This is a genomic window from Neorhizobium sp. BETTINA12A (genome assembly GCF_023006485.1).
Lineage (GTDB): Bacteria > Pseudomonadota > Alphaproteobacteria > Rhizobiales > Rhizobiaceae > Neorhizobium.
Window position 1 is genome coordinate 88,404 of the sequence record NZ_JALBGW010000001.1, and the last position, 22,864, is coordinate 111,267.

Here is a 22,864-nt window from a genome sequence, read left to right on the forward strand (position 1 = left end):
CTTCATTCTACCTTGATGCCGGCTGTCTTGACGATCTTGCTGTAACGCTGTGTCTCGTCAACCACGAAGGCCTTCAGATCCGCGCTGTTCTTGTACATCGGCTCGAAGCCGAAGACGGTCAGCTTGTCCTTGAATTCGGTGGAGGTGACGACGTCCTGAAGGACCTTGCCGAGATATTCCGCCGCTTTCGGATCAAGATTTTTCGGCGCCCAGACACCGTACCAGGACAGCATTTCCAATGCAGGCATGCCGCTCTCGGCAACGGTCGGGACATCCGGTGCCAGGGGCGAACGGGTCAGGCTGGTCACCGCAAGCGGCTTCAGCCGGCCTGCCTTGACGTGCGGCAGGGACGACAGGATCGGATCAGCGATCAGTTGCACCTGGCCGCCAATCATGTCGGTAAGTGCCGGACCGGCTCCCTTGTAGGTAACCACTTCAGTATCGACGCCAGCTTCGCCCTTCAGGACTTCCACAGCCAAATGACCAGCCGAGCCATAACCCGAGGTGGCGAAGTTGTAGGAATCCGGAGCCGCCTTCACCTCGGCGAAGAATTCCTTCAGCGTGTTGGCCTTGTCCGACGGATTGGTGGTGATCAGCAGCGGGCCAGCCGCGATGCCGCTGATGTGCGTGAAGTCGTTGACGACATCGAAAGGCACGTTCTTGTTGATCAGCGGCGTGACCACATGGATCGACGCATTCAGCAGCAGGGTGTAGCCATCGGGAGCAGCCTTGACCACATCGGACGAACCGACCACGCCGCCGGCACCGCCCGCACGGTTATCGACCACGAAGGTCTTGCCGGTCTTGACCGAAAGCGTGGCGGCCAGAACGCGTGCAACGCCATCGACTGCACCGCCCGGCGGATAAGGCACGACAATGGACACAGGCCGGCTGGGATAGTCATCCGCCTTGGCGAGGCCGGCCGCCGACAGCGTCATCGATAGAGAAAGCAATACTGTTCCGAAGCGGTTCATGATGGATTCCTTCTGGCTCCAAGAGGATGTATGCAGTCGAAAGTCATTGTATGCATCGCGGATTCTTCGCGGCGAGCAGCAATCCGCTCCTGCCGTCAGAACGTTCCGGGATATTGCCCGCCATCGATCAGCAGGTTCTGAGCGGTGACGAAGCCGGCATTCGCCGAGCAGAGGAAGGCAATGTAGGCGCCAATTTCTTCGGGGCGCCCGTAGCGGCCGGCCGGGTTCTGTGCCGCACGGGCGGCCCAGATTTCGTCGAAAGAGCGGCCGCTTTCCTGAGCAAGTACCTCGACATGCTGGCGCTGGCCATCCGAAGCGACAATGCCCGGGAGCATATTGTTGATCGTCACATTGTGGGCGATCGTCTGTCGAGCGAGGCCCGCGACGAAACCGACCAGGCCGGAGCGCGCCGCATTCGACATGCCAAGCTCGGCCTGGGCGATCTTGACGCTGCGCGACACGATGTTGACGATACGGCCGAACTCGCGGGCCATCATTCCGTCGACGGTCAGACGCATCATGTCGATCGGTGTCAGCATCATCCGATCGATGCCCCGCAACCAGTCCTCACGAGACCAGTTGCGGAAATCACCGGGCAGTTCGCCATCGGCGTTGTTGACCAGGATGTCCGGTTTTGGGCAGACGGACAGAACGGCTTCACGACCGGCAAGCGTGGTAATATCGCCAACCACGGCGGTGACGCGGGCGCCGCTAACGGCTCGAATTTCTGCGGCTGCCGCCTGCAATGTTTCAGGTGTGCGGGCGATGATGGTCAGATCCACATTCTCCCGCGCGAGAGCCATTGCGGCGGCCTTGCCCATGCCCCGGCTTGCGCCGGTAACGATAGCATTTCGACCGGAAATCCCGAGATCCATCGGCCGAGCCTCAAGCGGCCAAGGAGGAAGCGGGCTGCAGCTTCCAACCATATTTCTTGTCGAGGCCGAGGTCCTGGACGATGCGAATGCCCTTTGCGAGCGCTTCGCCTTCAAGGCCTGTCAATGGCCGCCGCAGTTCGCCAGCCGGCAGCCCGACGGCCTTCATCAGCGATTTCACGGCAACCGGATTGATCGCCGAGTAATTGTAGTGCAGCAGCGGCAGAAGGTTCAAATAGGTGTCGCGGAACCCTTCGGCTTCGACATAACTCGTCCACGGACGCGACATCACCGCCACTTCGGCCGGGGCAATATTACCGCCCATATTGGCGGTGCCATGGCCACCAAGGCTCATTGTTGGAACGACGAGGCCGAGATTGGGGCTGTCGCAGCACATGACCGAAATATCCGGACGCGCAGCGAGAACCTGGGCAACCTGGCCAACACGCGCGGTGGATTCCTTGTGAATGACGTAGTTGGGATGCTTGAAGATGCGCAGCAGGTGATCCCAGTGCAGGTCGCTCTTGACGCGCGGCGGGTTGTTGTAGAGCCCGAGGGGCAGGTCGGTCGCGTCGGCGACCTCCAGGAAATAACCTTCGATGTCGGCTTCCGGCGCGCAGATATAGGCTGGAGCCGCGAGGATGGCACCGTCCGCGCCGTTATCCTTGGCGAACTTCACATTTTCAATCGTAACGTCGGTGTTGTTGCCGGTGCAGCCAAAGAAGATCGGCATCTTGGCCGATTTCATTTTCGACGTCTCGACGATGATTTTCTTCTTCTCCTCGGCCGACAGCATGGATACCTCGCCGGTCGAGCCCATGATCAAGACGGCTGAGGTGCCGTTCGCCTCATGGAAGGAGAGCAATTCGCGGAATGCCCCCATATCGACAGCGCCTGACTTGTCAAACGGGGTGATCAAGGCAACGAAGGATCCGGTGATCTTCGGGGCAGCGGCTGTCATTGCAGGACTCCGTGAATGTTAAACAATGTTTGAAACATAATTTGAGACGAGATGGAGTCAATGACTTTAATCGGTCAGACCGCCCAAGAATCAAGCAGCAGCCGGTGACTTTGGAAAAACCAGCATGCGATTGAAGGAATAATTGGAAAAACAGTCTAATCTTGAAATAGATGCCCTGACGTTTTTCTCAAAAGGCAATAAAAAAGATTATCACCCAGCGTAGATCCGACTTTTAATAGAAACTGAAGTATATCTCGTCGTGCGCAACTTTCATCTGTAAGTCGAGATCCGAGATCATCACCCGATGGCAGGCGCCTGGAATCCGGTGCAGATAAACCGCGAGAGCTGACGGATGATCTCTTCATCATCATCGGTATCGCAAAGGCCGCCGGACAGTTGCTTGAGGCGGTACGATGCCGGGTCTGAATCGATCAGGACCTGCATGATGGCGCCAATCGAAAAATTGTAACGCCAGAAAATATCGCGGCGCTGCATAGCAGGTAGTGCTCGACTGAAGGCATCGATAAAACGGAACACGGCTGGATCGACACGGCGGATGAAAAAACGGTTGGTGGATTCACGCGGCCGCGAACGGATCTGCAGGATCAGCCGCGTCAGGGGACGAGCACCGGAGGCATCGCGGCTGAACTGTACCATCGGCCGGACAAGAGCCCCGACGACTTCCTCCAAAACCGGGAACCCCGGACGGGCTGAGGCCTCGCATTTTTCCAAAGCCTCTATCCGGGCATGGGTATAGGGCTCCATCATCAGGTTAAGGACCTCGCTGATGAGCTCTTCCTTGGTGCCGAAATAATAATTGACGGCGGCAACGTTCACATCGGCCCGCATCGTGATGTCGCGAACGGTCGCCAGATCAAACCCCTGCTCAATAAATACTTCGCGCGCGGCCGCAACAATGCGCTCCCGCGGCTCATCCGCGCGATCGACTTTGGACGTTCCGCTATCTGCCTTTTTTGCCATGCATCCCAAATTCTTTTGCTTCGTGGCTATCGTCGTCGTTTTGTAGCGGACCGACGGGGGCCATCAAGTGCAATTTTTGGGAGCATGAGGATTTGTGGGGCCGTCATCAAGCTTGGCACCGCGGTCCACACCGGTCAATTTGGCAGCGGCAAAATGGCGTTTGATGCCGTCCCGCGCGAAAACCGCCTCGCCAGCATAACTCGGCGCTCATCCTGGGCAGATGATGGCGCCGACCTTGTTGTTTGGGAAAGAAGTCCGACTGAGGATATACTACTCAGTCAGATTGAATGAACTCATCCTTGCCGTTTATGACCTGCCGTAAACCAGGCTACCAGCTCGGCCGAATTGCGTACGCCTACGGCTTGCATAAGCCGGGCGCGATGAGATTCGATGGTACGTTTCGAAAGTCCGAGTTCGTCAGCGATCATTGCGTTACTCTTTCCCTGGGCAACCAGGGTGATGATCTGGTGCTGCCGGTCGGTAAAGGTAGGATCGGAGCTTTTGATCGGCCGGTTGATCGCTTGGAAACAATAGAGTGCTTCGGCAAACGGATCGGCAAAATGGTGGCTACGGCCGTTCACCCTGCACCAGAAGCGTCCGCCATCCCCCCTCGTCATGATCCGTTCGTCATAAAAAACCTGCCCGGCAGGCAGATGACTGCGCCACAAATGACCAATGCGGACAAAGTCTGCGATCTTCGGGTAGAGCCGTGCAAAACTGGTGTCCAGGATCTCTTCCCGGCGAAGCCCAAAAAGCGTCGCGAATTCGACGTTGCAATCGCGAATAATGCGATGCCTTGCATAAACCATAGGCACCGGCATATCGGCCAGCGGAAAGCGATGGCTCTGATCCGGATCCGGAATTGATGCTGGAGCTTCGGGCATGCAGTATTAATACGGCTAGCCGCCGAGGTCGATCAAGCCTTAGTTTCGCACTAACGTAATTTCGTGGGAGGGTCGGGATGCGAAAGATAGTATCAAGCGCCACTGAGGCGCTGGCAGGCGTATTGCAGGACGGCATGGTGATCATGTCGGGAGGGTTTGGGCTTTGCGGAATACCCGAAATTCTGATCGAGGCCGTCAAGCTGTCCGGCGTAAAGGACCTCACTGTCATCTCGAATAATGCTGGCGTAGATGGAATAGGCCTCGGCCTGTTGCTGGAAACACGCCAGATTCGGAAAATGATTTCGTCCTATGTCGGCGAGAACAAGCTCTTCGCCCAACAGTTCCTTTCCGGCGAACTCGAGCTCGAGTTCAATCCGCAGGGTACGCTTGCGGAGCGGATACGCGCAGGCGGCGCAGGCATCCCGGCGTTCTTCACAAAGACGGGTGTCGGTACGATCATTTCGGAGGGCAAGGAGATACGGGAGTTCGGCGGCGAGCAATACGTCATGGAAATGGCGCTGACGGCGGACGTATCGCTTGTCCATGCCTGGAAGGGCGACACCGAAGGCAATCTCGTCTATCGCAAGACGGCCCGGAACTTCAATCCGATGATGGCGACCGCGGGCAAGTTCACGGTCGCCGAGGTCGAACATCTCGTCGACGTCGGCCAGATCGACGCCGACCATGTCCATACGCCGGGCATCTTCGTCTCGAAAATTCTCCATGTTCCCGATGCGAAGAAACATATCGAACAGCGGACCGTGAGATCCGTACAGACGGAGGCGATGTAATGGCTTGGACACGCGACCAGATGGCCGCGCGCGCAGCGCGTGAGCTTCAGGACGGCTTCTACGTCAACCTTGGCATCGGCATTCCGACGCTGGTGGCCAACCACATTCCCGACGGGATCAATGTCGTGCTGCAGAGCGAAAACGGCATGCTCGGCATCGGCCCTTTCCCGCTCGACAATGAAGTCGACGCCGACCTCATCAATGCCGGCAAGCAGACGGTCAGCGAACTGCCGATGACGAGCTTCTTTTCGTCGGCCGACAGTTTCGCGATGATCCGCGGCGGTCACATCGACCTGTCGATCCTGGGCGCCATGCAGGTGGCCAGCAACGGCGACCTTGCGAACTGGATGATTCCGGGCAAGATGGCGAAGGGCATGGGCGGCGCGATGGACCTCGTCGCCGGCGTCAAACGCGTCGTGGTACTGATGGAGCACGAGGCCAAGGGCGAGTCGAAGCTTTTGCCGGAATGCGATCTTCCGCTGACAGGCAAGCGCGTCGTGGACCTCGTCATCACCGACCTCGGCGTTTTCACGATCGCAAGAACGGGCGCTCCGGAAATGGTGCTGATCGAAATGGCAGAGGGAGTGACCTTGGAAGAAATCAAGGCAAAGACCCGAGCTGATTTCAGGGTTGGTCTTTGATCGGCGCATGGGGCGATACATCCCGCGAGGTGATCGCCCCACGCCGGAGCTGATCTCTTCCTGATCGGGGAGAACGTGGTCGGCCTGCTGCTCGCACCAATCTTCCCACCGCGAAAAGGGATCCGCCTGCTCAGCGTCACCCTGTCCTCTCTGGAACGGCGAGCACCGGCCGCGGAATCGCAGCTGCGGCTGTCGCTTTAGGCCGCGAGCTTTTCTGAACAGGAAAGGTTGAACGGCGAGGCGCCCGGCGGAAACCTATGCGGGATGTCTGGTTCAGGAAATAGCCCCTCGAGCCAGTTATGCATCGATCGGCGCTTGGAAATAGTAAACATTTGGATTTAGCGCGAATTCGCACGATTGACGACTGACAATCTGGCCCTAGCTCCGTGCCTTTCATCGCGGCAGGGATCCTATGTCAGCACTTATTTCCGTACTCCGCCAAGCCATCCAGCGCTCCAGCGACGCCACGGTCGAAGGGCGGCAACGTATCTATGCTTCCGCCCGCCGCGCAGTAGAACGGCTTCTTACACGCCCAGACATGCCTGCTGGGCATGGTTCTCTGCCGATCCAACTGCACAGGCTCGACGAGGCGATCATGGAAATCGAAAGAGAATTCTCGGCGGATGACCGCGACCACACCGGCCTGCAGTTGGATGGCAATCTGCCCGACCTTTCGACCGAGCGCCGGCAGCGGCGTAGCCGTGTCAAGAACAGCACGTGAGGAAAATGTCTTTCTACCGGATCGTGCCAGTCACGATGGGATCAAGTTTGTCGAGCTGGTCCCAAGCGAGCGACGCGCCAAACAGCAGCACCGCAATAATCGGAATAACCAAAAGCACAGCACCACCGGGAACACGCATAACAAAACCTCTCAGCGATTGAGCCCCAGACTCATGCTCCGGCTTCGTTACCGAGAGGTTAATTGCGTCTCACTTTTACACAGGAAGGCACACCAGCTGGACTTCTTCTCCGACCCGCACTCCCGTCCATGATTGCTTAGGAGAGTTAGCAAGTGGCGGAAGCCATAACTTGTGAGTTGCAGACACGATGCCGATCCCCATTGAACGGACGGGACGGCCAGCGGTTCAGGAAAGGGCGAGTTAACGCAGGGATGAAGCTGCGCGATCGGTCGATTGAGCGGCTTCATCAGGACTGCCTACTAGAGCACCCATTCGAAACTGGCTTTATCTACAGGGCGATGAACAGGTCGCTCGCACGCCTGCGCGCGGAGATATTCGCGACGATCATTGTATCCACGGCGGTCATCCCGCTATAGAGTACACCCGCAACTCTGCGAACACGGGAATAGGTATTTATGGCGACTGGTACAGTGAAGTTTTTCAACGACGACAAGGGTTTTGGTTTCATCACGCCCGAGAATGGCGGCCAGGACGTTTTCGTCCATGTCTCCGCACTCGAGCGCGGCGGATCACTCCGTGAAGGCGACAAGGTGAGCTTCGAACTGGGGCAAGATCGCAAGACCGGGAAATCAAAAGCAGAGAACGTTTCGGTTCTTTGACTAAGAAATCGGCTTCGCGAAATACAGGGCTCTGCCAGGAAGCGCTGTTCAGCTTGAGCTGGCAGTTTCGCCAACGAGCCAAGCTGATCCATGTGGCACATCGACGAGATCAACGCGCCGGAATAGCAGGCCTGCCGAGATTGGATGTAGGTTGGACAAGCGTGCCGCCAGCTTGCCAGCGAGGTCCCGACGGGTAGGGTCCAGGACAGGGCTACGATGCCCTGCGAGATCTGATAAAGTTTCGGGAGAGACTGACTAGGTGCGGGAGCGGAGTTCGCGGTCGGTACGGCGGCCGGGCGTGACGCTGATCGTAATCCGCCGTCCGCACTTCGCAACCAGGTCGATGAGATCGAAGCCGTTTAGCACCCCTCCTGATAAACATGGGCGGGTGCAAGTTGTCTTGGCGATTCCGGGACAAAGAATGCTGTAGCCTGCCGGCGAGCCCGAGCCGCGGCTGTAAAGATTCTAAGAAGGAAGCTGATAATGGGATGGAAAACGCCAAAGGTCGAGTACGTCAACGGTTATAGGATTGTTGAGCTCGAGGGACCGACCTTCAAAGTTTATGACGGCGACCGCCAGCTCGGTGAGGATTTCCCCTACTCCGGCGAAGCGGCCGCTCACGCGAAGTCTCTTCCAACGCTGGATCCTCCGCGGCGATGAGTAGGACTTCCGAACGGTTTTCGGACATTTCCTCTTCGGCGGTCCCGGTGGAAATCGGACTCAAGGGCACTTGGCTGAATATCACCTTCATTGGGACCGTGGATTGATCACTTTCAATCCGGCGGGCTCGAAGGGGCTTGTGACGCGCGATCTGGTCAAGGCGGTGGGCATGAGTGGTATCTTCAAGAGCCAGGTATCTCGGATTTGCGAAGAGATCGATGAGAAGGTCACGGCCTTTCCATCCCATCAAAGGCCCACGTCAATTTCGGCGGCCACACCAAAATGATCGCTTAACCAAATTCCATCCCGTAGTTTGTCAAAGGCGACCTGCGCGGAATGCACAAGCGCATGGGCTTTCGGGTGACCATCCCAGGAGCCAACAAGGACGTAGTCGAACCGGCGATGATATTCCGGCTGTCGAATGATCTGATCGATGCCTGCCTTTGCATTGGGATTGTCACTGGTCCACGTGAACCCCACTCCCTCACCCGCAATGTCCCAGGCATCGTGGTAGAGCACACTTCGGCCGCCCAATGACTGACGACCAGTCAGAAATCTCATACTTGACGAATCTGGATCGGCATTGAAATCTCCGGCAATAATGGTCGGGAGCGCCCGGCGATGGCGGAGATCAAGATCAACGATCGCCTGTACCTGCCGTTCGCGAGCCGCTTCTGCGCTCGGACGCCACGCGGTCGTCGCAGCGATGAAAAGCATTTCGCCCTCATTGGGAACATCGACGACGGCAGCCAGCGTCGCCCAAGGCACATCGGGTGCTTCAGCGAGCCGAAGGTCCAGCGCCTCTAGCGGCCGCATCGGCCACTTGCTCGCAATCGCTGTCCCACCATATTGATCGGCAAAGGGCGGAAGAAATCGTTGAAGGTCCACTTGATGGATCGACCCGATGTCCAATCCTTCCAGGATTTCGTCAAGCATCCGGATATTTTCGGACTGGACGACTTCCTGCAACGAAATGATATCCGGTTGAAGCGCCCGCAATTCCTGATTAATCAGAGAAATTCTGCGCGCATCGCCTTGTGTATTCCACACATTCAGGGTGACAACACGGATACGCATTTTATCACGAACTCCTCTGTAGTGAGTAACGTCCTGACGCGCTTTCGCGTCGTGGAAGCATTGTGCTTGGCACAGGAGGTCACGCGGCGATCCCGCGTACCCAGGCGCGCAGATCGGCGACGAACGCCTCCGGTTGTTCGGTGGGTGGGAAGTGGCCGCCGCGCGGTTGTTCGCTCCAGTGGACTAGATTGCAGGTGCGCTCGACGAGGGACCGTGGCGGCGCTGGGTGCCTCGGATCGGGCCAGGAGGCATAACCGGTAGGCACCTCGATCCGGCGGCCTTTCGGTAGCATCTTGCTCTTCTCTCGCTCCGAGGCGGTGTAGATCCACGTCGATGTCGCGAACGTGTCGGTCATGACATAAAGCATGATGCTGGTGATCAATCGGTCGTGACCGAACACGTCGATGATCGATCGTTCGCCCAGGTCGGCCCAATCGTGAAAGCGCTCGAGGAGCCAGGCGGCTTGGGCCACGGGATTGTTATGCATCGCATAGGCGAGTGACTGTACCCGCGTGGACTGAAGGTGTGAATACGCACCCAGCCGCTTCTCATAGTCCGCAAACTGCTGCATCCAGCGTCGCTCGGTGTCATCCTGCGGCGCGTCCTCAGGGACAGTGCCGAGATAATCAATATGCAAGCCGAGGATCGAATTGGCCTGATCTAGCGCCATCCATGGACCGATCACTGCACCCCAGTCAGTCCCATGAACGAGGTAGCGATCGTACCCCAAGACCTCGCGCATCAGCGCGTTGAACAATGCACCGATGCGCCGCGGATCGATCGGCTGGTTGGGCTTGGCAGAAAAGCCGTAGCCTGGCAGCGATGGAACGACGAGGTCGAAAGCATCGTCGGTACGTCCACCGTTACGAGATGGAAACGCCAAGGCTTCCACCGCCGGCCAGAATTCGTAAGTCGAGCCGGGCCAGCCGTGGATCAGGAGCAGAGGGCGCTTGCCCTCAGCCTCGCCTCGAACGTGAACGAAATGAAGCCTCAGCCCATCAATCTCCATCGTGAACTGCGGAAAGCAGTTGAGATCTCTGACCATCGCATCAACATCGTAGCGGTCAACCCAATAGGCACAGAGTTCGCGCAGGGTTTGGGGATCACAGCCATAGGACCAATCGGAATCATCCGGCTGGTCAGGCAAACGATATGATCGCACCCGCGCCTTCAATGCATCGAAGGCCTCATCTGGCCAGTCGACTTTGAACGGTGTTGCCATTCCCTTTATCCTTTCCGCAACGCGTTCAGGCGCCCGCTGAAATACGTTGGCCACACAGGTCGAAGAATAATCTTGCTCGCTTCGTGCCCAGGTGAGCGCGCACTGGCGCCAATCGACATTCACCGACACGTGTCATCGATGATCGTCTCCCTCTCGCCCTTCAACGCGTCGCCGCGGCGAGAGGGGAACCAGCCTCTCCCCTGATCGTTGTAGCGAATTGCGACTTCGGCAGGTGGGCCAACATGCGGAGCGGCGTCGCCGATCGCTGATCACCCGGGAAAAATCTAAAACACGTGGTGGACGACTTTGGTTTCATGCTCATGACGAAATACATCATAACGCCCCATCTTAATCTCGCCTATGAAGAGGCGGGCGATCGCCGAGGAAAGAGGATCCCATCGAAACGACGAAGGTGCTGGCCGAATTCTTCGGCAACGCAGCGTTTTCTTCCGGTTGATCTGTATGCCGCTCACCCAGCACGAGATTGACTGGTTCAACAACATCGTCGCGGAGTGATCCGTTCTCTCAGCGGGCGCGGCCTCTTTCATGCCATCTCCTATGGCTTGATCAGCCGTTGATCATATCGCGGAAACGGGCAATTTCCTCGCCCGCCACGCTGACATTGTGCGGCTCCGCCGGATAGGCTCCGCTCTCGACGTCCTGGCGGAACTCCCGGAAGGCTGCGATGCGCTCGTGCCGCAGGCGGTCGAATTCTGCGTTGAAGTCGCGATAGGTCTTCGCATGTCGAGGCACATGCCCGCGGTTCTGTCCGAGCACGTCTTCGGCAAAAAGATATTGCGCGTCGCAACCAGCGCCCGCCCCCATCGAGATCATGAAGAGAAACGTCCGGGCGCTGATCAGCGCGGCAACTTCGGCCGGAACCACCTCGATTTCGGCGGCGAAGGCACCGGCCTCCTCAAGGGCCTTGACGGCATTCCAGATCGCCATCGCGCTGTCGGCCGTCTTGCCGACCGCCTTGAAGCCACCGGTCCAGGTTGCCTTCGAGGGAATGAGGCCGACATGGCTGCAGACGGGAATGCCCTCGTCCCTGAGTTCGCGGATGATCCGAAGGCTCGCCGCGCAATAGACGGCGTCGCCACCGGCGCGCATCGCTTTGAAGGCCGCCCGCAGATATTCCTCCGTCGTGACGAAGTCGCCATATTCGAGCCCCGGCACCGCAAAGACGCTTGGCGCCACCTCCCGAAACGCAGGCCCCAGAAGCGCCGGCGGCACGGAGACCATTTCAATCCCGGCCCTCTCGGCGGCCTCCGCCTCCTCGAGCGTGACGACACGAAGCATGCTGAGCTGGCGCTTGCCCTTGAGCGCCAGGATATCGGCAACGGTGGGACGGTTGGATTTCATCGGTGCATCCTTTGGCGTCAGGCGCTCACAGAAGGGATTTCAGTTTGACGGAAGGATCGGCGAGTGCCGCAGGATCGGGGTGCGCGCACCTGGCGATCAGCATCTCGGCCAGTCGAATGTCGCGGGCAACGGCACCGCCGGGGCCAAGTCCGCTGGCTGCCAGCAATCGCCCATCCGCATCGAGGTGAAACAGGATCTCGGCCTGCGGCGACAGCGTCCGGCCGACGGTCGATGTTGCGCCGTCGGACAGGCCGGCTACCTGCAGCGTCAGGTCGTATTGGTCCGACCAGAACCAGGGCACCGCATCGAAGGGTTCGGCCTCTCCCAGCATGTTGGCCGCCGCGACGCTGCCCTGTTCCTGCGCGTTGCGCCAGGATTCGAGCCTGACGCGCCGGCCGCCATAGGCGGCGACTGGAAAGGAGCAACAGTCGCCGGCGGCGAAGATGTGCGGGTCGCTGGTCGTCAGATAGCGGTCGACGGTGATGCCGTTGTCGATCGCAAGCCCTGCTTCTGCGGCAACGCGGGTGTTGGGCTGGGCGCCGATCCCGACCACGAGCGCATCGACCTTGATGTGGCGACCATCGGCGAACCCGATGGTGACGCCGCTCCGGCCATCGGCGATGGTCTCGATCCCCACGCCGCAGAGCAGTTCCACGCCTTCTGCCGTATGCCGTGCCTGCAAGGCGAGTGCGAGCTTTTCGGGAACGCCGCGCATCAACACACGCGGTTGCGCCTCAATCAGGGTGACGGCCGTGCCCAGTTTCCGGCCCATCGCGGCCAGTTCGAGCCCGATGAAGCCACCGCCGAGAATGGCCAGGCGGCCATCCTCCCGCATGTGGCGACGAATGGCGGATGCGTCCTCGAGGGTCCTCAACACATGGATGTGATCGCTTGTGGCAAGGCCTGGGAATTGGCGCGGAGCGGCGCCGGTTGCGAGCAGCAGCCGTTCGTAGGACAGCGTTTCGCCGGGTTCCAGTAGCAGCGCATGGCGTGCTGGGTCGACCAAGATAGCTCGCCGCCCTCGCAGGAAGGTGATCCCCGCCTCAGCAAAACGTTCGCTTGCGACAATCGCCCGGACGGTCCCGGCTTCCTCGCCCGCCTTCGACAGGGGTGGACGCTCGTAGGGGAGATGCGGCTCATCACCGATCAGCGTGACGGTCCCCCGGTAGCCTCGCTCCCGCAGGGCAAAGGCCGCCCGAACGCCCGCTTCGCCGGCGCCCACGATCACCATGCCTTTGTCACCCATCTCAGCCGACCTGGATGAAGACGCGGGCACCGTCGACCTTGACCGCATAGGTCTTGAGGTTGACGCAGACGGGGGCGCCCTTGGCTTGGCCGGTCTTGTAGTTGAAGCGGCCGTTGTGCTTCGGACATTCGATAATGTCGTCCATCACCAGTCCATCGGCCAGATGGACATTCTCGTGCGTGCAATGTCCGTCGGTCGCGTGGAAACTGTCTTCCGGGCTGCGATAGACGGCGTAGCTCTTGCCGTCGTGATCGAAGCGGATGACGTCCTCTTCGTCGATCTCGTCCTTGTCGCAGACGTCGATCCAGGTGCTCATCGGGTTCTCCTCCCCTTTATGACTTGTCTTCTCGGACGCCGGCGTCACTCCGCCGCCGGCGCCATGGCGTCGCTGTGGAAGTCTTCGCGATAGGGCTTTGCCGTCGGCGGCAACTCGCGCTTTAGGAAGTAATCCTCGTTCCGGAGCTGGCGTAGGAAGGCCGGGATCATCTCTCGATAACCGTCGAGGATCGACGGGTTCGGTACCGGTAGATCGTCCTTGATCATCGCGTGCAGCTTCGGCAGCGCGTGATAGGGCACCATCGGGAACATGTGATGCTCCACGTGATAGTTCATGTTCCAGTAGATGAAGCGGCTGATCGGGTTCATGTAGACCGTGCGGCTGTTTAGCCGGTGGTCGGTGACGTTGTCGGCAAGGCCACCATGCTGCAGCAGGCCGGTCATGACATGGTGCCAGGCACCATAAAGGCGCGGCATGCCGATCAGCATCAACGGCAGGATCGAATTCACGGCGATCGAAAGCGCAACGGTCGCCACATAGATCGCGAGCCAGATGCGTGCGACGCGGATCGCCTTCGGCTGCTCCGTCTCCGGAATGATGATCTTCTCTTCGGCGCTGATGACCCCAAACGCATTGCGGACCATGTCGATCACCGCATGCCAGGCATCCAGCAGGCCGAACAGATTGAGGATCAGCCGCAGGAGGTCCGGCGGACGCATCACCGCGATTTCCGGATCCCGGCCGACAATGACCGTATCGGTGTGGTGCCGGGTATGGCTCCAGCGCCAGGTCACCGGATTGCGCATGATCATGAAACAGGCGATCTGGTAGACAATGTTGTTCATCCACATCGTCTTGAACGCCGTGCCATGACCACATTCATGCCAGCGGCTATCCGAGGCGGACCCGTAGAACACGCCGTAGGCGAGGAAGAAAGGGATCGCCCAGAGGCTGCCCCAGAAATAGATGCCAAGCCCCGCAAAGACGGCCATGCAGCCGAGCCAGATCGCCGTGTCCCGGAGGGCTGGCCCATCCTCCCGCTTCATCAATTCCTTCATCTGCTTGCGCGGGACCTCGGTATGATACCACTGCGCCGCCGCGAGCCCATTGGCCACCGCTGCCTGCGCATCGCGTCCAAGCAGGCTATAGTCACGCTTTGCCGCTGTCCTCGCCATCGATCTCCTCCATCGGTTTCGATGCGGTCGCCATCAAAGGCGCCGCATGTAATCTGATCTTGAGGATTATCGTTGTTCTGACGGATCACAATCCACGCATGATATATTCTATCAAACTCTATCATTCTTGACTTATTTCATGATAGAAAGATATCACTTGAGGGAGGAACAGATGGGATCGAGACCAACGATCGCGGATCTGGCAAAGGCTGCGGGAGTGAGCGTCGCAACCGTGGACCGCGTGTTGAACGGGCGCCACAAGGTGCGCGAGGACACGGCGCGGCGCGTCTATGACGCGGCAAACGAGATTAACTTCCATGCCGTCGGATTGCTGCGGCAGCGAGTGTTCGAGGGCCTGCCGCAATACCGGTTGGGCTTCATCCTGCAGAAGCCCAACCACCATTTCTACCAGAGCTTCAAGCGGGAGCTGGAGATCGCCGTCCAGAATCATCCCGGCATTCGCGGCGTGGCACAGATCGAATTCTGCGCCAATCAGACACCGAGCGAACTGGCCGACAAGCTGAAAGAGGTTGGCGCCAGGAATCAGGCGGTCGCCATGACATCCCCGGACTATCCGGCCCTGACGGTGGCCGCGGAAGAACTGAAGGCAAGAGGCATCCCGGTATTCTCACTCCTGTCTGATTTCGCCTCCGGCATCCGCGAGGGCTATGTCGGGCTCAACAACCGCAAGGCTGGCCGGACGGCAGCCTGGATGATCACGAAGGCTGCGAAAAGCCCCGGGAAGGTGGCTGTTTTCGTCGGCAGTCACCGCTTTCACGGTCACGAACTGCGCGAGATCGGCTTTCGGTCCTACTTTCGCGAACACGCTCCCGATTTCGAGGTTCTGGACACGCTGGTGAACCTGGAAACGGTCGAAATCACCCACGAAGCAACGCTGGATCTGCTGCACCGCCATCCGGATCTGGTGGGTTTCTATGTTGCCGGCGGCGGAATGGAAGGCGCCATCTCCGCCATCCGAGAAGAAAAGCTCGGCGGTAAGCATGTTATCGTCGTCAACGAACTGACGCCAATTTCCCGCGCAGCGCTGGCCGACGAGATCGTGACCATGGCGATCGCGACACCGCTTGCCAACCTATGCCGCGAACTCGTCCAGCTAATGGTCGAGGCGGTGGATACCGGTCCCGCGACGGCGCCAGGCCAGACTTTCCTGCCGCTCGAAATTTACGTGCCGGAAAACATCTGAGCTGCGATGATGGAAATCCATCATATGGATCCGCAAATTCTTTCATAAATGAAACGGAATATTGCTATTTCCTCTTTGACCAACGCCACGAAACCTGATGACTTCATTCAGCGGGACGGAGGAGGAAAGCCGGCCGCGCCAAACTTCGGGAGAACTCATGGCCGCGCTTACCTTCGCGCTCAACCACATGGTTGCGCCACACATGCCGCTCGGCGTTTTTTTCGAACTGGGCATATCGCTCGGTGTTCGGCAATTCGAGATCCGCAACGACCTTGTCGGGAATGCCATACTCGACGAGACTTCACCTGAGACTGTCCGCAACCTTGCAAAGGCGCACGGAACCGAAATCATTTCGATCAATGCCCTGCAGCGCTTCAACGAATGGACGCCGGAGCGGGAAGCGGAAGCCACGGAATTGGCCGCTTATGCCGCTGCCTGCGGCGCAAAAGCCCTGGTCCTCGTGCCTGTCAACGATGGAAGCGGCAAGCTGGAGGGAGAACGTCAGGGGAATTTGCGCGTTGCGCTCAAGGCGCTGAAACCTATCCTGCGGGCCAATAACCTCATCGGCCTCGTGGAGCCGCTCGGCTTCCAGATCTGCTCGCTTCGCTCCAAGAAAGAAGCAGCGGAAGCGATTGTCGCGATCGATGGCCGCGAGAGCTTCAAGCTGGTTCATGACACGTTCCACCACGTGCTCGCTGGCGAGCCGGATATATTTCCGGATTTGACGGGGCTGGTCCACATTTCAGGCGTCGATGATCAGGAAGTCAGCATCGACGCCATGCGAGACCCGCATCGCGTGATGGTGACGGCACGGGACCGGTTGGACAATATCGGTCAAATCCGTGCGCTCATCGACGCTGGTTATTCCGGCCCACTCTCGTTCGAACCGTTCGCGTCATCCGTTCACGCATCGAGCGATCCGCAAACGATGATCCGCAGCAGCATGGAGCTGATCCGGGACAGACTTTGATGTCTTCACCGATCCGGTGGGAGTGACCGGACCGGTTCGTGAGATTGCCTTCGGGGAGGAGGCGACCGGCTTTTTTGAGGTGTTCGCCGGGCACCGTTTCAGAGGAGGAAGAGATGAAGAAATTTTTGGCGGGTGCCGTGTTCGGCGTCCTGATGGCATCGAGTGCTTATGCAGGCAATATTGGCGTGTCCATGGCCAATTCCGACACGTTCCTGACCGTTCTGCGCAAGGGCATCGAGAAGTCTGCAGCCGATGCGAAGCAGCCTGTCCAGATCGAAATCGCCGATGATGACGTTCAGAAGCAGCTTTCCCAGATCCAGAACTTCATCGCCTCCAAGGTCGATGCGATCATCGTCAATGCCGTCGACACCACGGCAACGGCGCCGATGACGAAGCTGGCGAACGATGCCAGCATCCCGATCGTCTACGTCAACCGGATGCCGGCAGACGTGGACAAGCTTGGCACCAAGGGGGCATTCGTCGCCTCCGACGAAGTTCAGTCAGGCACGCTGCAGACCAAGGAAGTATGTCGCATCCTGGGCGGCAAGGGCGATATCCTTGTCATGGTCGGTGATCTTGCCAATCAGGCTGCCGTCCAGCGCACGAAGGACATCCACGACGTGATCGCGACGCCGGACTGCAAGGGCATCAAGATCCTCGACGAGCAGACCGCCGTATGGGATCCGGTCAAGGCGCAGGACCTGATGACCAACTGGATCGCGGCCGGTCGCAAGCCGGCGGCTGTCATCGCCAACAACGACAACATGGCGATCGGTGCGATCAACGCCATGAAATCTGCCGGCTGGGATATGAAGGACGTGGTCGTTGCGGGCATCGATGCCACGCAGGAAGCGCTCGCTTACATGAAGGCGGGCAATCTGGACGTATCCGTCTTCCAGGATGCCTTCGGTCAGGGCTCGGGCGCGGTCGCCGCTGCCATAAAGCTCGCCAAGGGTGAGAAAGTGGACGCCAAGGTCTGGATCCCGTTCCAGCTCGTGACGCCTGAAAACATGGCCAAGTTCACGACGAAGAATTAACCGAGGATAGGCCGATCCGCTGCCTTGCGGGGCAGCGGATCACTCTCGTGGAGGAGGACCGCCATGTCGGCTGAACGCATCATCAGTCCGCAGACCATGGAGGCCGTTCGCAGGAGCGGCGCTGTCCCGGGCAGCAAATATCTTCTTGAAGTCGAGGACGTGCGCAAGGAATTTCCAGGTGTCGTTGCTCTGGACAGTGTGCAGCTGAAGCTGAAACGCGGGACGGTGCATGCCCTCCTGGGCGAGAACGGCGCCGGCAAGTCCACGCTGATGAAGATCCTCGCCGGCATCTACACGCCCGACAGCGGCTCATTCAAACTGCGTGGCATAGACATCCGTCTCAAGAATCCGCTCGACGCGCTCCAGAACGGAATCGCGATGATCCATCAGGAACTGAATCTGATGGCGCCCATGACCGTGTCGGAAAACATCTGGATCGGCCGTGAGCCGCTCGGGCGTTTCGGTATCGTGGACCATGCCGAAATGAACCGTCAGACGGGCGCGCTGTTTGAGCGCCTCGGGATCGAGATCGATCCACAAATCAAGGTCGGCAAGCTCAGCGTGGCCAACCGCCAGATGGTCGAGATCGCCAAGGCCGTATCCTTCGATTCCGATGTCCTCATCATGGACGAACCGACATCAGCCCTCACCGAAAGGGAGGTGAACCACCTCTTCCGGATCATCCGCTCGCTTCGCGGAGAAGGAAAGGGCATCATCTACATCACCCACAAGATGAACGAACTCTTCGAGATCGCTGACGAGTTCTCCGTCTTTCGCGACGGCAAGTACGTTGCGACCTGCAATTCCTCGGAGGTGACCCGCGAAGACATCATCCGCATGATGGTCGGGCGCGAGATCACTCAAATGTTCCCAAAAGAACCGGCGCAGATCGGCGACGTCGTGCTGTCGGTAAAAGGGCTGACGCTGAACGGCGTCTTCCGCGACGTGTCCTTCGATCTCCGGGCCGGTGAGATCCTCGGCTTTGCCGGCCTCGTCGGCTCGGGCCGGTCCAACGTCGCGGAGACGATCTTCGGCGTGACGCCTGCAAGTTCCGGGACGATCGAGCTCTTCGGCAAGCAATTGACCGTCTCCTCGCCGTCCGTCGCCATGGCGCACGGCATGGCGTTTCTGACGGAGGATCGAAAGGAGACCGGTTGTTTCCTGCTGCTCGACATCCAGGAAAACGCGCAGATGGCGGTGCTGCAACAGCGTTATGTGCAGCTCGGTTTCGTACAGCAGGACAAGCTGCGGAAGGCGGCCACCGACATGGCCAACCGCCTCAGGGTCCGCACGCCCGACATGCGGGAGCCGATCATCAACCTGTCGGGTGGCAACCAGCAGAAGGTGCTGATCTGTCGCTGGCTGATGACCAATCCGAAGATCCTGATTCTCGACGAACCCACCCGCGGCATAGACGTCGGCGCCAAGGCCGAAATCCACCGGCTGGTCTCGCAGCTCGCGGGCCAAGGTGTGGCGATCATCATGATCTCGTCGGAGATGCCGGAGGTGCTCGGCATGAGTGATCGCATCGTCGTGCTGCACGAGGGGCGGGTCACAGGCATCCTGGACAGAGCCGAAGCCGATCAAGTCAAGATAATGGAGCTGGCGTCGCGCTGACGACACAGTCGGGAGGATATCATGTCTGATGCCATCAACGAACTGGGGGAGACCTCCAAGACGGGCTTGAAGAAAATTCGGCGACTTCCGCCGGAATTCTCGATCCTGGCAGTCCTGATCGGGATCGCCCTTATCTTTGAAGTGATCGGCTGGTACGTCGTGGGCGAAAGCTTTCTGGCGAACAAGCAGCGCTTGTCCATCATCGTCCTGCAGGTGGCCGTCACTGGGATTATCGCGGTCGGCGTGACGCAGGTCATCATCACCGGCGGCGTCGATCTCTCGTCCGGCTCCATGGTCGGGTTTATCGCCATGGTGGCTGCGAGCTTCGCTCAGACCTCGTTGAATGCCCGCGCCGTCTTCCTGCAACCCGAATACGCCGCATTCGGCCTGGACTGGTTCATCGATTCCAGCCCGTTCTGGCCGCTTCTGGTCGGCGTGCTGCTCGGCGCATTCCTGGGTTTTCTGAACGGCCTTCTTATCGCCAAGACAGGCATTCCGCCCTTTATTGCCACGCTTGGCATGATGGTCTCAGTCCGCGGCCTTGCCAAATGGTATACCGAAGGCCAGCCCGTCGCTTTGCTCAACGAAAACTTCGCCTGGCTCGGCCAGAGCTTCAGTCTCTGGGGCTTTCCCGTCCCGCGAACGGTCATCGTCTTTTTCGTCGTGGCGATCATCTTCCACATCGGATTGTCCTATACCCGCTACGGCAAGTTCACCTATGCCATCGGCGCCAACAGCCAGGCTGCGCGCGTCTCGGGGATCGATATCGGCAAGCACCTGATCAAGGTCTATGCCGTGGCCGGCCTTCTCTCCGGCCTCGCCGGCGTCATGCTCGCTGCCCGCGCCCAGTCCGGGCAGCCGAACATGGGTGTCTCCTTCGAACTCGACGCTATCGCAGCGGCCGTCATCGGCGGCGCGTCGCTCTCCGGCGGCGTAGGGCGGATCACCGGGACGGTAATCGGCACGATTATTCTCGGTGTGGTGACCTCCGGCTTCACCTTCCTCAAGGTCGGCGCCTATTACCAGGAGATCGTCAAGGGTGCGATCATCGTCGCGGCAGTCGTCATTGACGTGCACCGTCAACGCAAGAAATCCCGCGCCTGAAGGACCTCCCCAGGCGCAGAGGCGGTGCCGGTTCCGAGCAACCGGCGCCGCCTCCCCCATGCACCCGTCTTACAACTGAGATGACGCCGTCACAGGCCATTCACGAGATGACCATGAAGACCTATGTTTTGACCATTTCCTGTCAGTCGACCCGCGGCATCGTCGCTGCAGTCTCCGGCTATCTCGCCGATCAGGGCTGCAACATCGTGGATTCATCCCAGTTCGACGACCTCGGCACGGGCAAGTTCTTCATGCGCGTCTCCTTCATCTCCGAGAAGGAGGCCAATGAAGCGAAGCTCGCACAGGGCTTCCCCGCTATCGCCGAGCGTTTCGGCATGAACTGGAGCCTGCATGATGCCGCCAGGCGGGAGAAGGTCCTGCTGATGGTATCGCGCTTCGGTCATTGCCTCAACGACCTCCTCTACCGCTGGAAGATCGGCGCCCTGCCGATCGAGATCGTCGGCGTCGTCTCCAACCACTTCGACTACCAGAAGGTCGTGGTCAATCACGATATCCCCTTCCATCATATTCCGGTGACCGAAGCCAACAAGCCTGAGGCCGAAGCGCGCATCATGGACCTCGTCAGGCAGACCGGCACTGAACTCATCGTGCTTGCCCGGTACATGCAGATCCTATCCGATCAGATGTGCCAGAAGATGTCCGGCCGGATCATCAACATCCACCACTCCTTCCTGCCGTCGTTCAAGGGCGCCAATCCCTATAAGCAGGCTTTCGAACGTGGCGTGAAGCTGATCGGCGCCACCGCGCATTACGTCACCGCCGATCTCGACGAAGGTCCGATCATCGAGCAGGACACCGTGCGGGTCACCCATGCGCAGTCTCAGGAAGACTATGTCTCTCTCGGCCGCGACGTCGAAAGCCAGGTGCTGGCGCGCGCCATCCACGCCCATATCCACCACCGCACCTTCATCAACGGACATCGCACCGTCGTCTTCCCGGCAAGCCCAGGTTCCTATGCCTCCGAGCGCATGGGCTAATATGACCGTTGTCGTCGACCGAAGGGCGGCGTCCTTGGTGATTGGAGCAGAAACCTCTGCCGAGACGAAGCTCGAGACTTCTGGCCACCCCAAACCAGGTCTCGCTCCGCGCCTGTCACGCTGAAAGGCTGCCTGGTGCCTTGGGTCTTCACGAAGTTCTGCAGATTAGCCAGCGGGTAAAGCGGGAGCGAAACATCGCACAGTGACTCCGGATTGCGCCGTGGGGCAGCCCAGAAGAGGTCGTTGCGAAGCTCGTTTGTGAGCGCCCTCGTCGACACTGGGGCCTGATCGCTGCGACCGGTCCCTACTCTTATATGCACCGCGTAACGAGCTCAGATGCGATAGCAATGCTGACCACCGCAGAAGATGGGCCTAGGCCGGCGTGTCCCACGGGTTCACGAGTGCCACTTCCATATCCTTGAAGTCCTTGATGTTGCGAGTCACCAGCTTCATACGTCGGGTGAAGGCTGTCGCTGCAATATAGGCGGCATTGATCGGTCTGGGATTGGGCACATGCCATTGGGCGGCCTTGACGGCTGCCGCCTCGTCCAACGGCAGAATACGGCCGGAAAATGCTGTGAGAACTGTGTTTTCCAGCCTCCAAACGCAGATCCCAGCAACTCGCGCGTCATCCGCCCGGGAGAATTGCCGCCCAAGGCCGACCCGTCGAACCATTCTGATGGTTAAGTTCACCGCCTATCTCAAGCCAGCATCACGAGCGTAACCGGCGCTGGAAGCATCGCCCGTCGAAGCCGAGGTGTTCTAACGGACAATATAGCCGTCTCTTCCAAGCCTGTACTTGTTCCCCGCCGGCTCGCTCTCTAAGCTCATTCCGGGTGGACAACAGGACGGACGACATGATGGGCCCACGGGAGCAACTGATTAGCTGCTTGAACGAAAGAGGTTCCATGGTGATGGTTATAGAGGCTACACGGGAGGCTGACCCCTCTGCCGGCGACCAAGCGCCCCCAGCGGTTATTTACTATACGTCCAATGGGTATCTTGTTGAGCTTCTGTCGGATGGAACTTTCCAGGTCGCTCTCACTCGCGAAAAACTAACCCGCATTGAATGATCGAGCGTCGCTAGTTTCTCTTCGACCCGTCGCCGTTTGCTCGACGCCGTGACCCGGCTCTTTTACGAAGGAGCCATCCGCGCTGTCGGCACTGACGGCAACATCGCGGAAGCCGGCGTGGCTAAATCGACGTTCGACAATCATTTTCCGTCCAGTATGGACCTGAATAACGACTGGCAAATTTTACCATTTGGAGCAAGCTAGCGAACCTTTCCGGAG

23 protein-coding genes and 2 pseudogenes are annotated in these 22,864 nt (G+C 59.2%); 11 read left to right on the plus strand and 14 right to left on the minus strand.

Translation table 11 applies throughout. The annotated features are described in order from the left end of the window. Positions 1-2: 2 nt before the first annotated feature. The 5 genes from MOV61_RS00415 to MOV61_RS00435 all read right to left on the minus strand — a co-directional run bounded on the left by MOV61_RS00415 (position 3) and on the right by MOV61_RS00435 (position 4,672). Complete coding sequence (locus MOV61_RS00415) at positions 3-974, minus strand: tripartite tricarboxylate transporter substrate binding protein (RefSeq protein ID WP_247135112.1); 972 nt, start codon at positions 972-974, stop codon at positions 3-5. A 95-nt stretch (positions 975-1,069) separates the two neighbouring features. After that, positions 1,070-1,849: an SDR family NAD(P)-dependent oxidoreductase gene (locus MOV61_RS00420; RefSeq protein ID WP_247135113.1), complete on the minus strand. Its 780-nt coding sequence runs from the start codon at positions 1,847-1,849 to the stop codon at positions 1,070-1,072. A 10-nt stretch (positions 1,850-1,859) separates the two neighbouring features. After that, positions 1,860-2,807 carry a 4-hydroxy-tetrahydrodipicolinate synthase gene (locus tag MOV61_RS00425; protein ID WP_247135114.1) on the minus strand — a complete coding sequence of 316 codons (948 nt, stop codon included), beginning with the start codon at positions 2,805-2,807 and terminating at the stop codon, positions 1,860-1,862. Positions 2,808-3,104: 297 nt separating this feature from the next. Next, positions 3,105-3,788: a TetR/AcrR family transcriptional regulator gene (locus tag MOV61_RS00430; RefSeq protein WP_247135115.1), complete on the minus strand. Its 684-nt coding sequence runs from the start codon at positions 3,786-3,788 to the stop codon at positions 3,105-3,107. 293 nt (positions 3,789-4,081) lie between these two features. Continuing rightward, entirely contained in the window at positions 4,082-4,672 is a 591-nt protein-coding gene (locus MOV61_RS00435; RefSeq protein WP_247135116.1) for a PAS and helix-turn-helix domain-containing protein, read from the minus strand. A gap of 77 nt (positions 4,673-4,749) precedes the next feature. On the opposite strand from MOV61_RS00435, the gene MOV61_RS00440 reads away from it, so the two are divergent. The 4 genes and pseudogenes from MOV61_RS00440 (at position 4,750) to MOV61_RS00455 (ending at position 6,825) form a co-directional block, all read left to right on the plus strand. After that, positions 4,750-5,463: a CoA transferase subunit A gene (locus MOV61_RS00440; RefSeq protein ID WP_247135117.1), complete on the plus strand. Its 714-nt coding sequence runs from the start codon at positions 4,750-4,752 to the stop codon at positions 5,461-5,463. Continuing rightward, a complete protein-coding gene (locus tag MOV61_RS00445) occupies positions 5,463-6,104 on the plus strand; it encodes a 3-oxoacid CoA-transferase subunit B (RefSeq protein ID WP_247135118.1) in 642 nt (213 codons plus the stop codon). The genes MOV61_RS00440 and MOV61_RS00445 overlap by 1 nt, the downstream gene beginning before the upstream one ends. Positions 6,105-6,173: 69 nt before the next feature. Continuing rightward, positions 6,174-6,305 (plus strand): annotated as a pseudogene (locus tag MOV61_RS00450) (DNA polymerase IV); the annotation flags it as partial. Between the two features lie 211 nt (positions 6,306-6,516). Further along, positions 6,517-6,825, plus strand: coding sequence for a hypothetical protein (locus MOV61_RS00455; RefSeq protein ID WP_247135119.1), 309 nt, complete (start codon positions 6,517-6,519; stop codon positions 6,823-6,825). Between the two features lie 13 nt (positions 6,826-6,838). Here the strand turns inward: MOV61_RS00455 and MOV61_RS30270 are convergent, their stop codons facing one another. Further along, entirely contained in the window at positions 6,839-6,964 is a 126-nt protein-coding gene (locus tag MOV61_RS30270) for a hypothetical protein (protein ID WP_258718730.1), read from the minus strand. Between the two features lie 455 nt (positions 6,965-7,419). Here MOV61_RS30270 and MOV61_RS00460 point away from each other — a divergent pair, with 455 nt between their 5' ends. Then, entirely contained in the window at positions 7,420-7,623 is a 204-nt protein-coding gene (locus MOV61_RS00460; protein ID WP_040125337.1) for a cold-shock protein, read from the plus strand. Between the two features lie 906 nt (positions 7,624-8,529). Here MOV61_RS00460 and MOV61_RS00470 read toward each other — a convergent pair. The 7 genes from MOV61_RS00470 to MOV61_RS00500 form a co-directional block, all read right to left on the minus strand. Beyond that, complete coding sequence (locus MOV61_RS00470) at positions 8,530-9,360, minus strand: endonuclease/exonuclease/phosphatase family protein (RefSeq protein WP_247135120.1); 831 nt, start codon at positions 9,358-9,360, stop codon at positions 8,530-8,532. 79 nt (positions 9,361-9,439) lie between these two features. Further along, on the minus strand, positions 9,440-10,582 hold the full coding sequence (locus MOV61_RS00475; RefSeq protein WP_247135121.1) for an epoxide hydrolase family protein: 1,143 nt from the start codon (positions 10,580-10,582) through the stop codon (positions 9,440-9,442). Between the two features lie 284 nt (positions 10,583-10,866). Then, on the minus strand, positions 10,867-11,130 hold the full coding sequence (locus tag MOV61_RS00480) for a hypothetical protein (RefSeq protein WP_247135122.1): 264 nt from the start codon (positions 11,128-11,130) through the stop codon (positions 10,867-10,869). Between the two features lie 19 nt (positions 11,131-11,149). After that, positions 11,150-11,944, minus strand: coding sequence for a 3-methyl-2-oxobutanoate hydroxymethyltransferase (locus MOV61_RS00485; protein WP_247135123.1), 795 nt, complete (start codon positions 11,942-11,944; stop codon positions 11,150-11,152). A gap of 25 nt (positions 11,945-11,969) precedes the next feature. Further along, positions 11,970-13,190 carry an NAD(P)/FAD-dependent oxidoreductase gene (locus MOV61_RS00490; RefSeq protein ID WP_247135124.1) on the minus strand — a complete coding sequence of 407 codons (1,221 nt, stop codon included), beginning with the start codon at positions 13,188-13,190 and terminating at the stop codon, positions 11,970-11,972. 1 nt (position 13,191) lies between these two features. Beyond that, on the minus strand, positions 13,192-13,506 hold the full coding sequence (locus MOV61_RS00495) for a MocE family 2Fe-2S type ferredoxin (protein WP_247135125.1): 315 nt from the start codon (positions 13,504-13,506) through the stop codon (positions 13,192-13,194). 44 nt (positions 13,507-13,550) lie between these two features. Further along, complete coding sequence (locus tag MOV61_RS00500; protein WP_247135126.1) at positions 13,551-14,642, minus strand: fatty acid desaturase family protein; 1,092 nt, start codon at positions 14,640-14,642, stop codon at positions 13,551-13,553. A gap of 172 nt (positions 14,643-14,814) precedes the next feature. On the opposite strand from MOV61_RS00500, the gene MOV61_RS00505 reads away from it, so the two are divergent. The 6 genes from MOV61_RS00505 to purU all read left to right on the plus strand — a co-directional run bounded on the left by MOV61_RS00505 (position 14,815) and on the right by purU (position 21,572). Next, positions 14,815-15,846 carry a LacI family DNA-binding transcriptional regulator gene (locus tag MOV61_RS00505; RefSeq protein WP_247135127.1) on the plus strand — a complete coding sequence of 344 codons (1,032 nt, stop codon included), beginning with the start codon at positions 14,815-14,817 and terminating at the stop codon, positions 15,844-15,846. A gap of 157 nt (positions 15,847-16,003) precedes the next feature. Then, the gene (locus MOV61_RS00510; RefSeq protein WP_247135128.1) at positions 16,004-16,816 is read left to right on the plus strand and encodes a TIM barrel protein; all 813 of its coding nucleotides are present in this window, start codon (positions 16,004-16,006) and stop codon (positions 16,814-16,816) included. Positions 16,817-16,929: 113 nt separating this feature from the next. Continuing rightward, the gene (locus tag MOV61_RS00515; protein WP_247135129.1) at positions 16,930-17,853 is read left to right on the plus strand and encodes a sugar ABC transporter substrate-binding protein; all 924 of its coding nucleotides are present in this window, start codon (positions 16,930-16,932) and stop codon (positions 17,851-17,853) included. 63 nt (positions 17,854-17,916) lie between these two features. Continuing rightward, the gene (locus MOV61_RS00520) at positions 17,917-19,470 is read left to right on the plus strand and encodes a sugar ABC transporter ATP-binding protein (protein WP_247135130.1); all 1,554 of its coding nucleotides are present in this window, start codon (positions 17,917-17,919) and stop codon (positions 19,468-19,470) included. 21 nt (positions 19,471-19,491) lie between these two features. After that, the gene (locus MOV61_RS00525; RefSeq protein ID WP_247032551.1) at positions 19,492-20,574 is read left to right on the plus strand and encodes an ABC transporter permease; all 1,083 of its coding nucleotides are present in this window, start codon (positions 19,492-19,494) and stop codon (positions 20,572-20,574) included. Between the two features lie 113 nt (positions 20,575-20,687). After that, a complete protein-coding gene (gene purU / locus MOV61_RS00530; protein ID WP_247135131.1) occupies positions 20,688-21,572 on the plus strand; it encodes a formyltetrahydrofolate deformylase in 885 nt (294 codons plus the stop codon). A gap of 372 nt (positions 21,573-21,944) precedes the next feature. Here the strand turns inward: purU and MOV61_RS00535 are convergent. Continuing rightward, positions 21,945-22,169: pseudogene (locus MOV61_RS00535) on the minus strand (PIN domain-containing protein); the annotation flags it as partial. Positions 22,170-22,864 lie beyond the last annotated feature (695 nt).

Bases quoted from the DNA above. Each gene is read 5' to 3' on its own strand.
- MOV61_RS00495 (WP_247135125.1), bottom strand. From the start codon at position 13,506: ATGAGCACCTGGATCGACGTCTGCGACAAGGACGAGATCGACGAAGAG.
- MOV61_RS00430 (WP_247135115.1), bottom strand. From the start codon at position 3,788: ATGGCAAAAAAGGCAGATAGCGGAACGTCCAAAGTCGATCGCGCGGAT.
- MOV61_RS00470 (WP_247135120.1), bottom strand. From the start codon at position 9,360: ATGCGTATCCGTGTTGTCACCCTGAATGTGTGGAATACACAAGGCGAT.
- MOV61_RS00440 (WP_247135117.1), top strand. From the start codon at position 4,750: ATGCGAAAGATAGTATCAAGCGCCACTGAGGCGCTGGCAGGCGTATTG.
- MOV61_RS00435 (WP_247135116.1), bottom strand. From the start codon at position 4,672: ATGCCCGAAGCTCCAGCATCAATTCCGGATCCGGATCAGAGCCATCGC.
- purU (WP_247135131.1), top strand. From the start codon at position 20,688: ATGAAGACCTATGTTTTGACCATTTCCTGTCAGTCGACCCGCGGCATC.
- MOV61_RS00510 (WP_247135128.1), top strand. From the start codon at position 16,004: ATGGCCGCGCTTACCTTCGCGCTCAACCACATGGTTGCGCCACACATG.
- MOV61_RS00415 (WP_247135112.1), bottom strand. From the start codon at position 974: ATGAACCGCTTCGGAACAGTATTGCTTTCTCTATCGATGACGCTGTCG.
- MOV61_RS00475 (WP_247135121.1), bottom strand. From the start codon at position 10,582: ATGGCAACACCGTTCAAAGTCGACTGGCCAGATGAGGCCTTCGATGCA.
- MOV61_RS30270 (WP_258718730.1), bottom strand. From the start codon at position 6,964: ATGCGTGTTCCCGGTGGTGCTGTGCTTTTGGTTATTCCGATTATTGCG.
- MOV61_RS00425 (WP_247135114.1), bottom strand. From the start codon at position 2,807: ATGACAGCCGCTGCCCCGAAGATCACCGGATCCTTCGTTGCCTTGATC.
- MOV61_RS00525 (WP_247032551.1), top strand. From the start codon at position 19,492: ATGTCTGATGCCATCAACGAACTGGGGGAGACCTCCAAGACGGGCTTG.
- MOV61_RS00505 (WP_247135127.1), top strand. From the start codon at position 14,815: ATGGGATCGAGACCAACGATCGCGGATCTGGCAAAGGCTGCGGGAGTG.
- MOV61_RS00420 (WP_247135113.1), bottom strand. From the start codon at position 1,849: ATGGATCTCGGGATTTCCGGTCGAAATGCTATCGTTACCGGCGCAAGC.
- MOV61_RS00485 (WP_247135123.1), bottom strand. From the start codon at position 11,944: ATGAAATCCAACCGTCCCACCGTTGCCGATATCCTGGCGCTCAAGGGC.
- MOV61_RS00480 (WP_247135122.1), bottom strand. From the start codon at position 11,130: ATGAAAGAGGCCGCGCCCGCTGAGAGAACGGATCACTCCGCGACGATG.
- MOV61_RS00490 (WP_247135124.1), bottom strand. From the start codon at position 13,190: ATGGGTGACAAAGGCATGGTGATCGTGGGCGCCGGCGAAGCGGGCGTT.
- MOV61_RS00455 (WP_247135119.1), top strand. From the start codon at position 6,517: ATGTCAGCACTTATTTCCGTACTCCGCCAAGCCATCCAGCGCTCCAGC.
- MOV61_RS00445 (WP_247135118.1), top strand. From the start codon at position 5,463: ATGGCTTGGACACGCGACCAGATGGCCGCGCGCGCAGCGCGTGAGCTT.
- MOV61_RS00515 (WP_247135129.1), top strand. From the start codon at position 16,930: ATGAAGAAATTTTTGGCGGGTGCCGTGTTCGGCGTCCTGATGGCATCG.
- MOV61_RS00520 (WP_247135130.1), top strand. From the start codon at position 17,917: ATGTCGGCTGAACGCATCATCAGTCCGCAGACCATGGAGGCCGTTCGC.
- MOV61_RS00500 (WP_247135126.1), bottom strand. From the start codon at position 14,642: ATGGCGAGGACAGCGGCAAAGCGTGACTATAGCCTGCTTGGACGCGAT.
- MOV61_RS00460 (WP_040125337.1), top strand. From the start codon at position 7,420: ATGGCGACTGGTACAGTGAAGTTTTTCAACGACGACAAGGGTTTTGGT.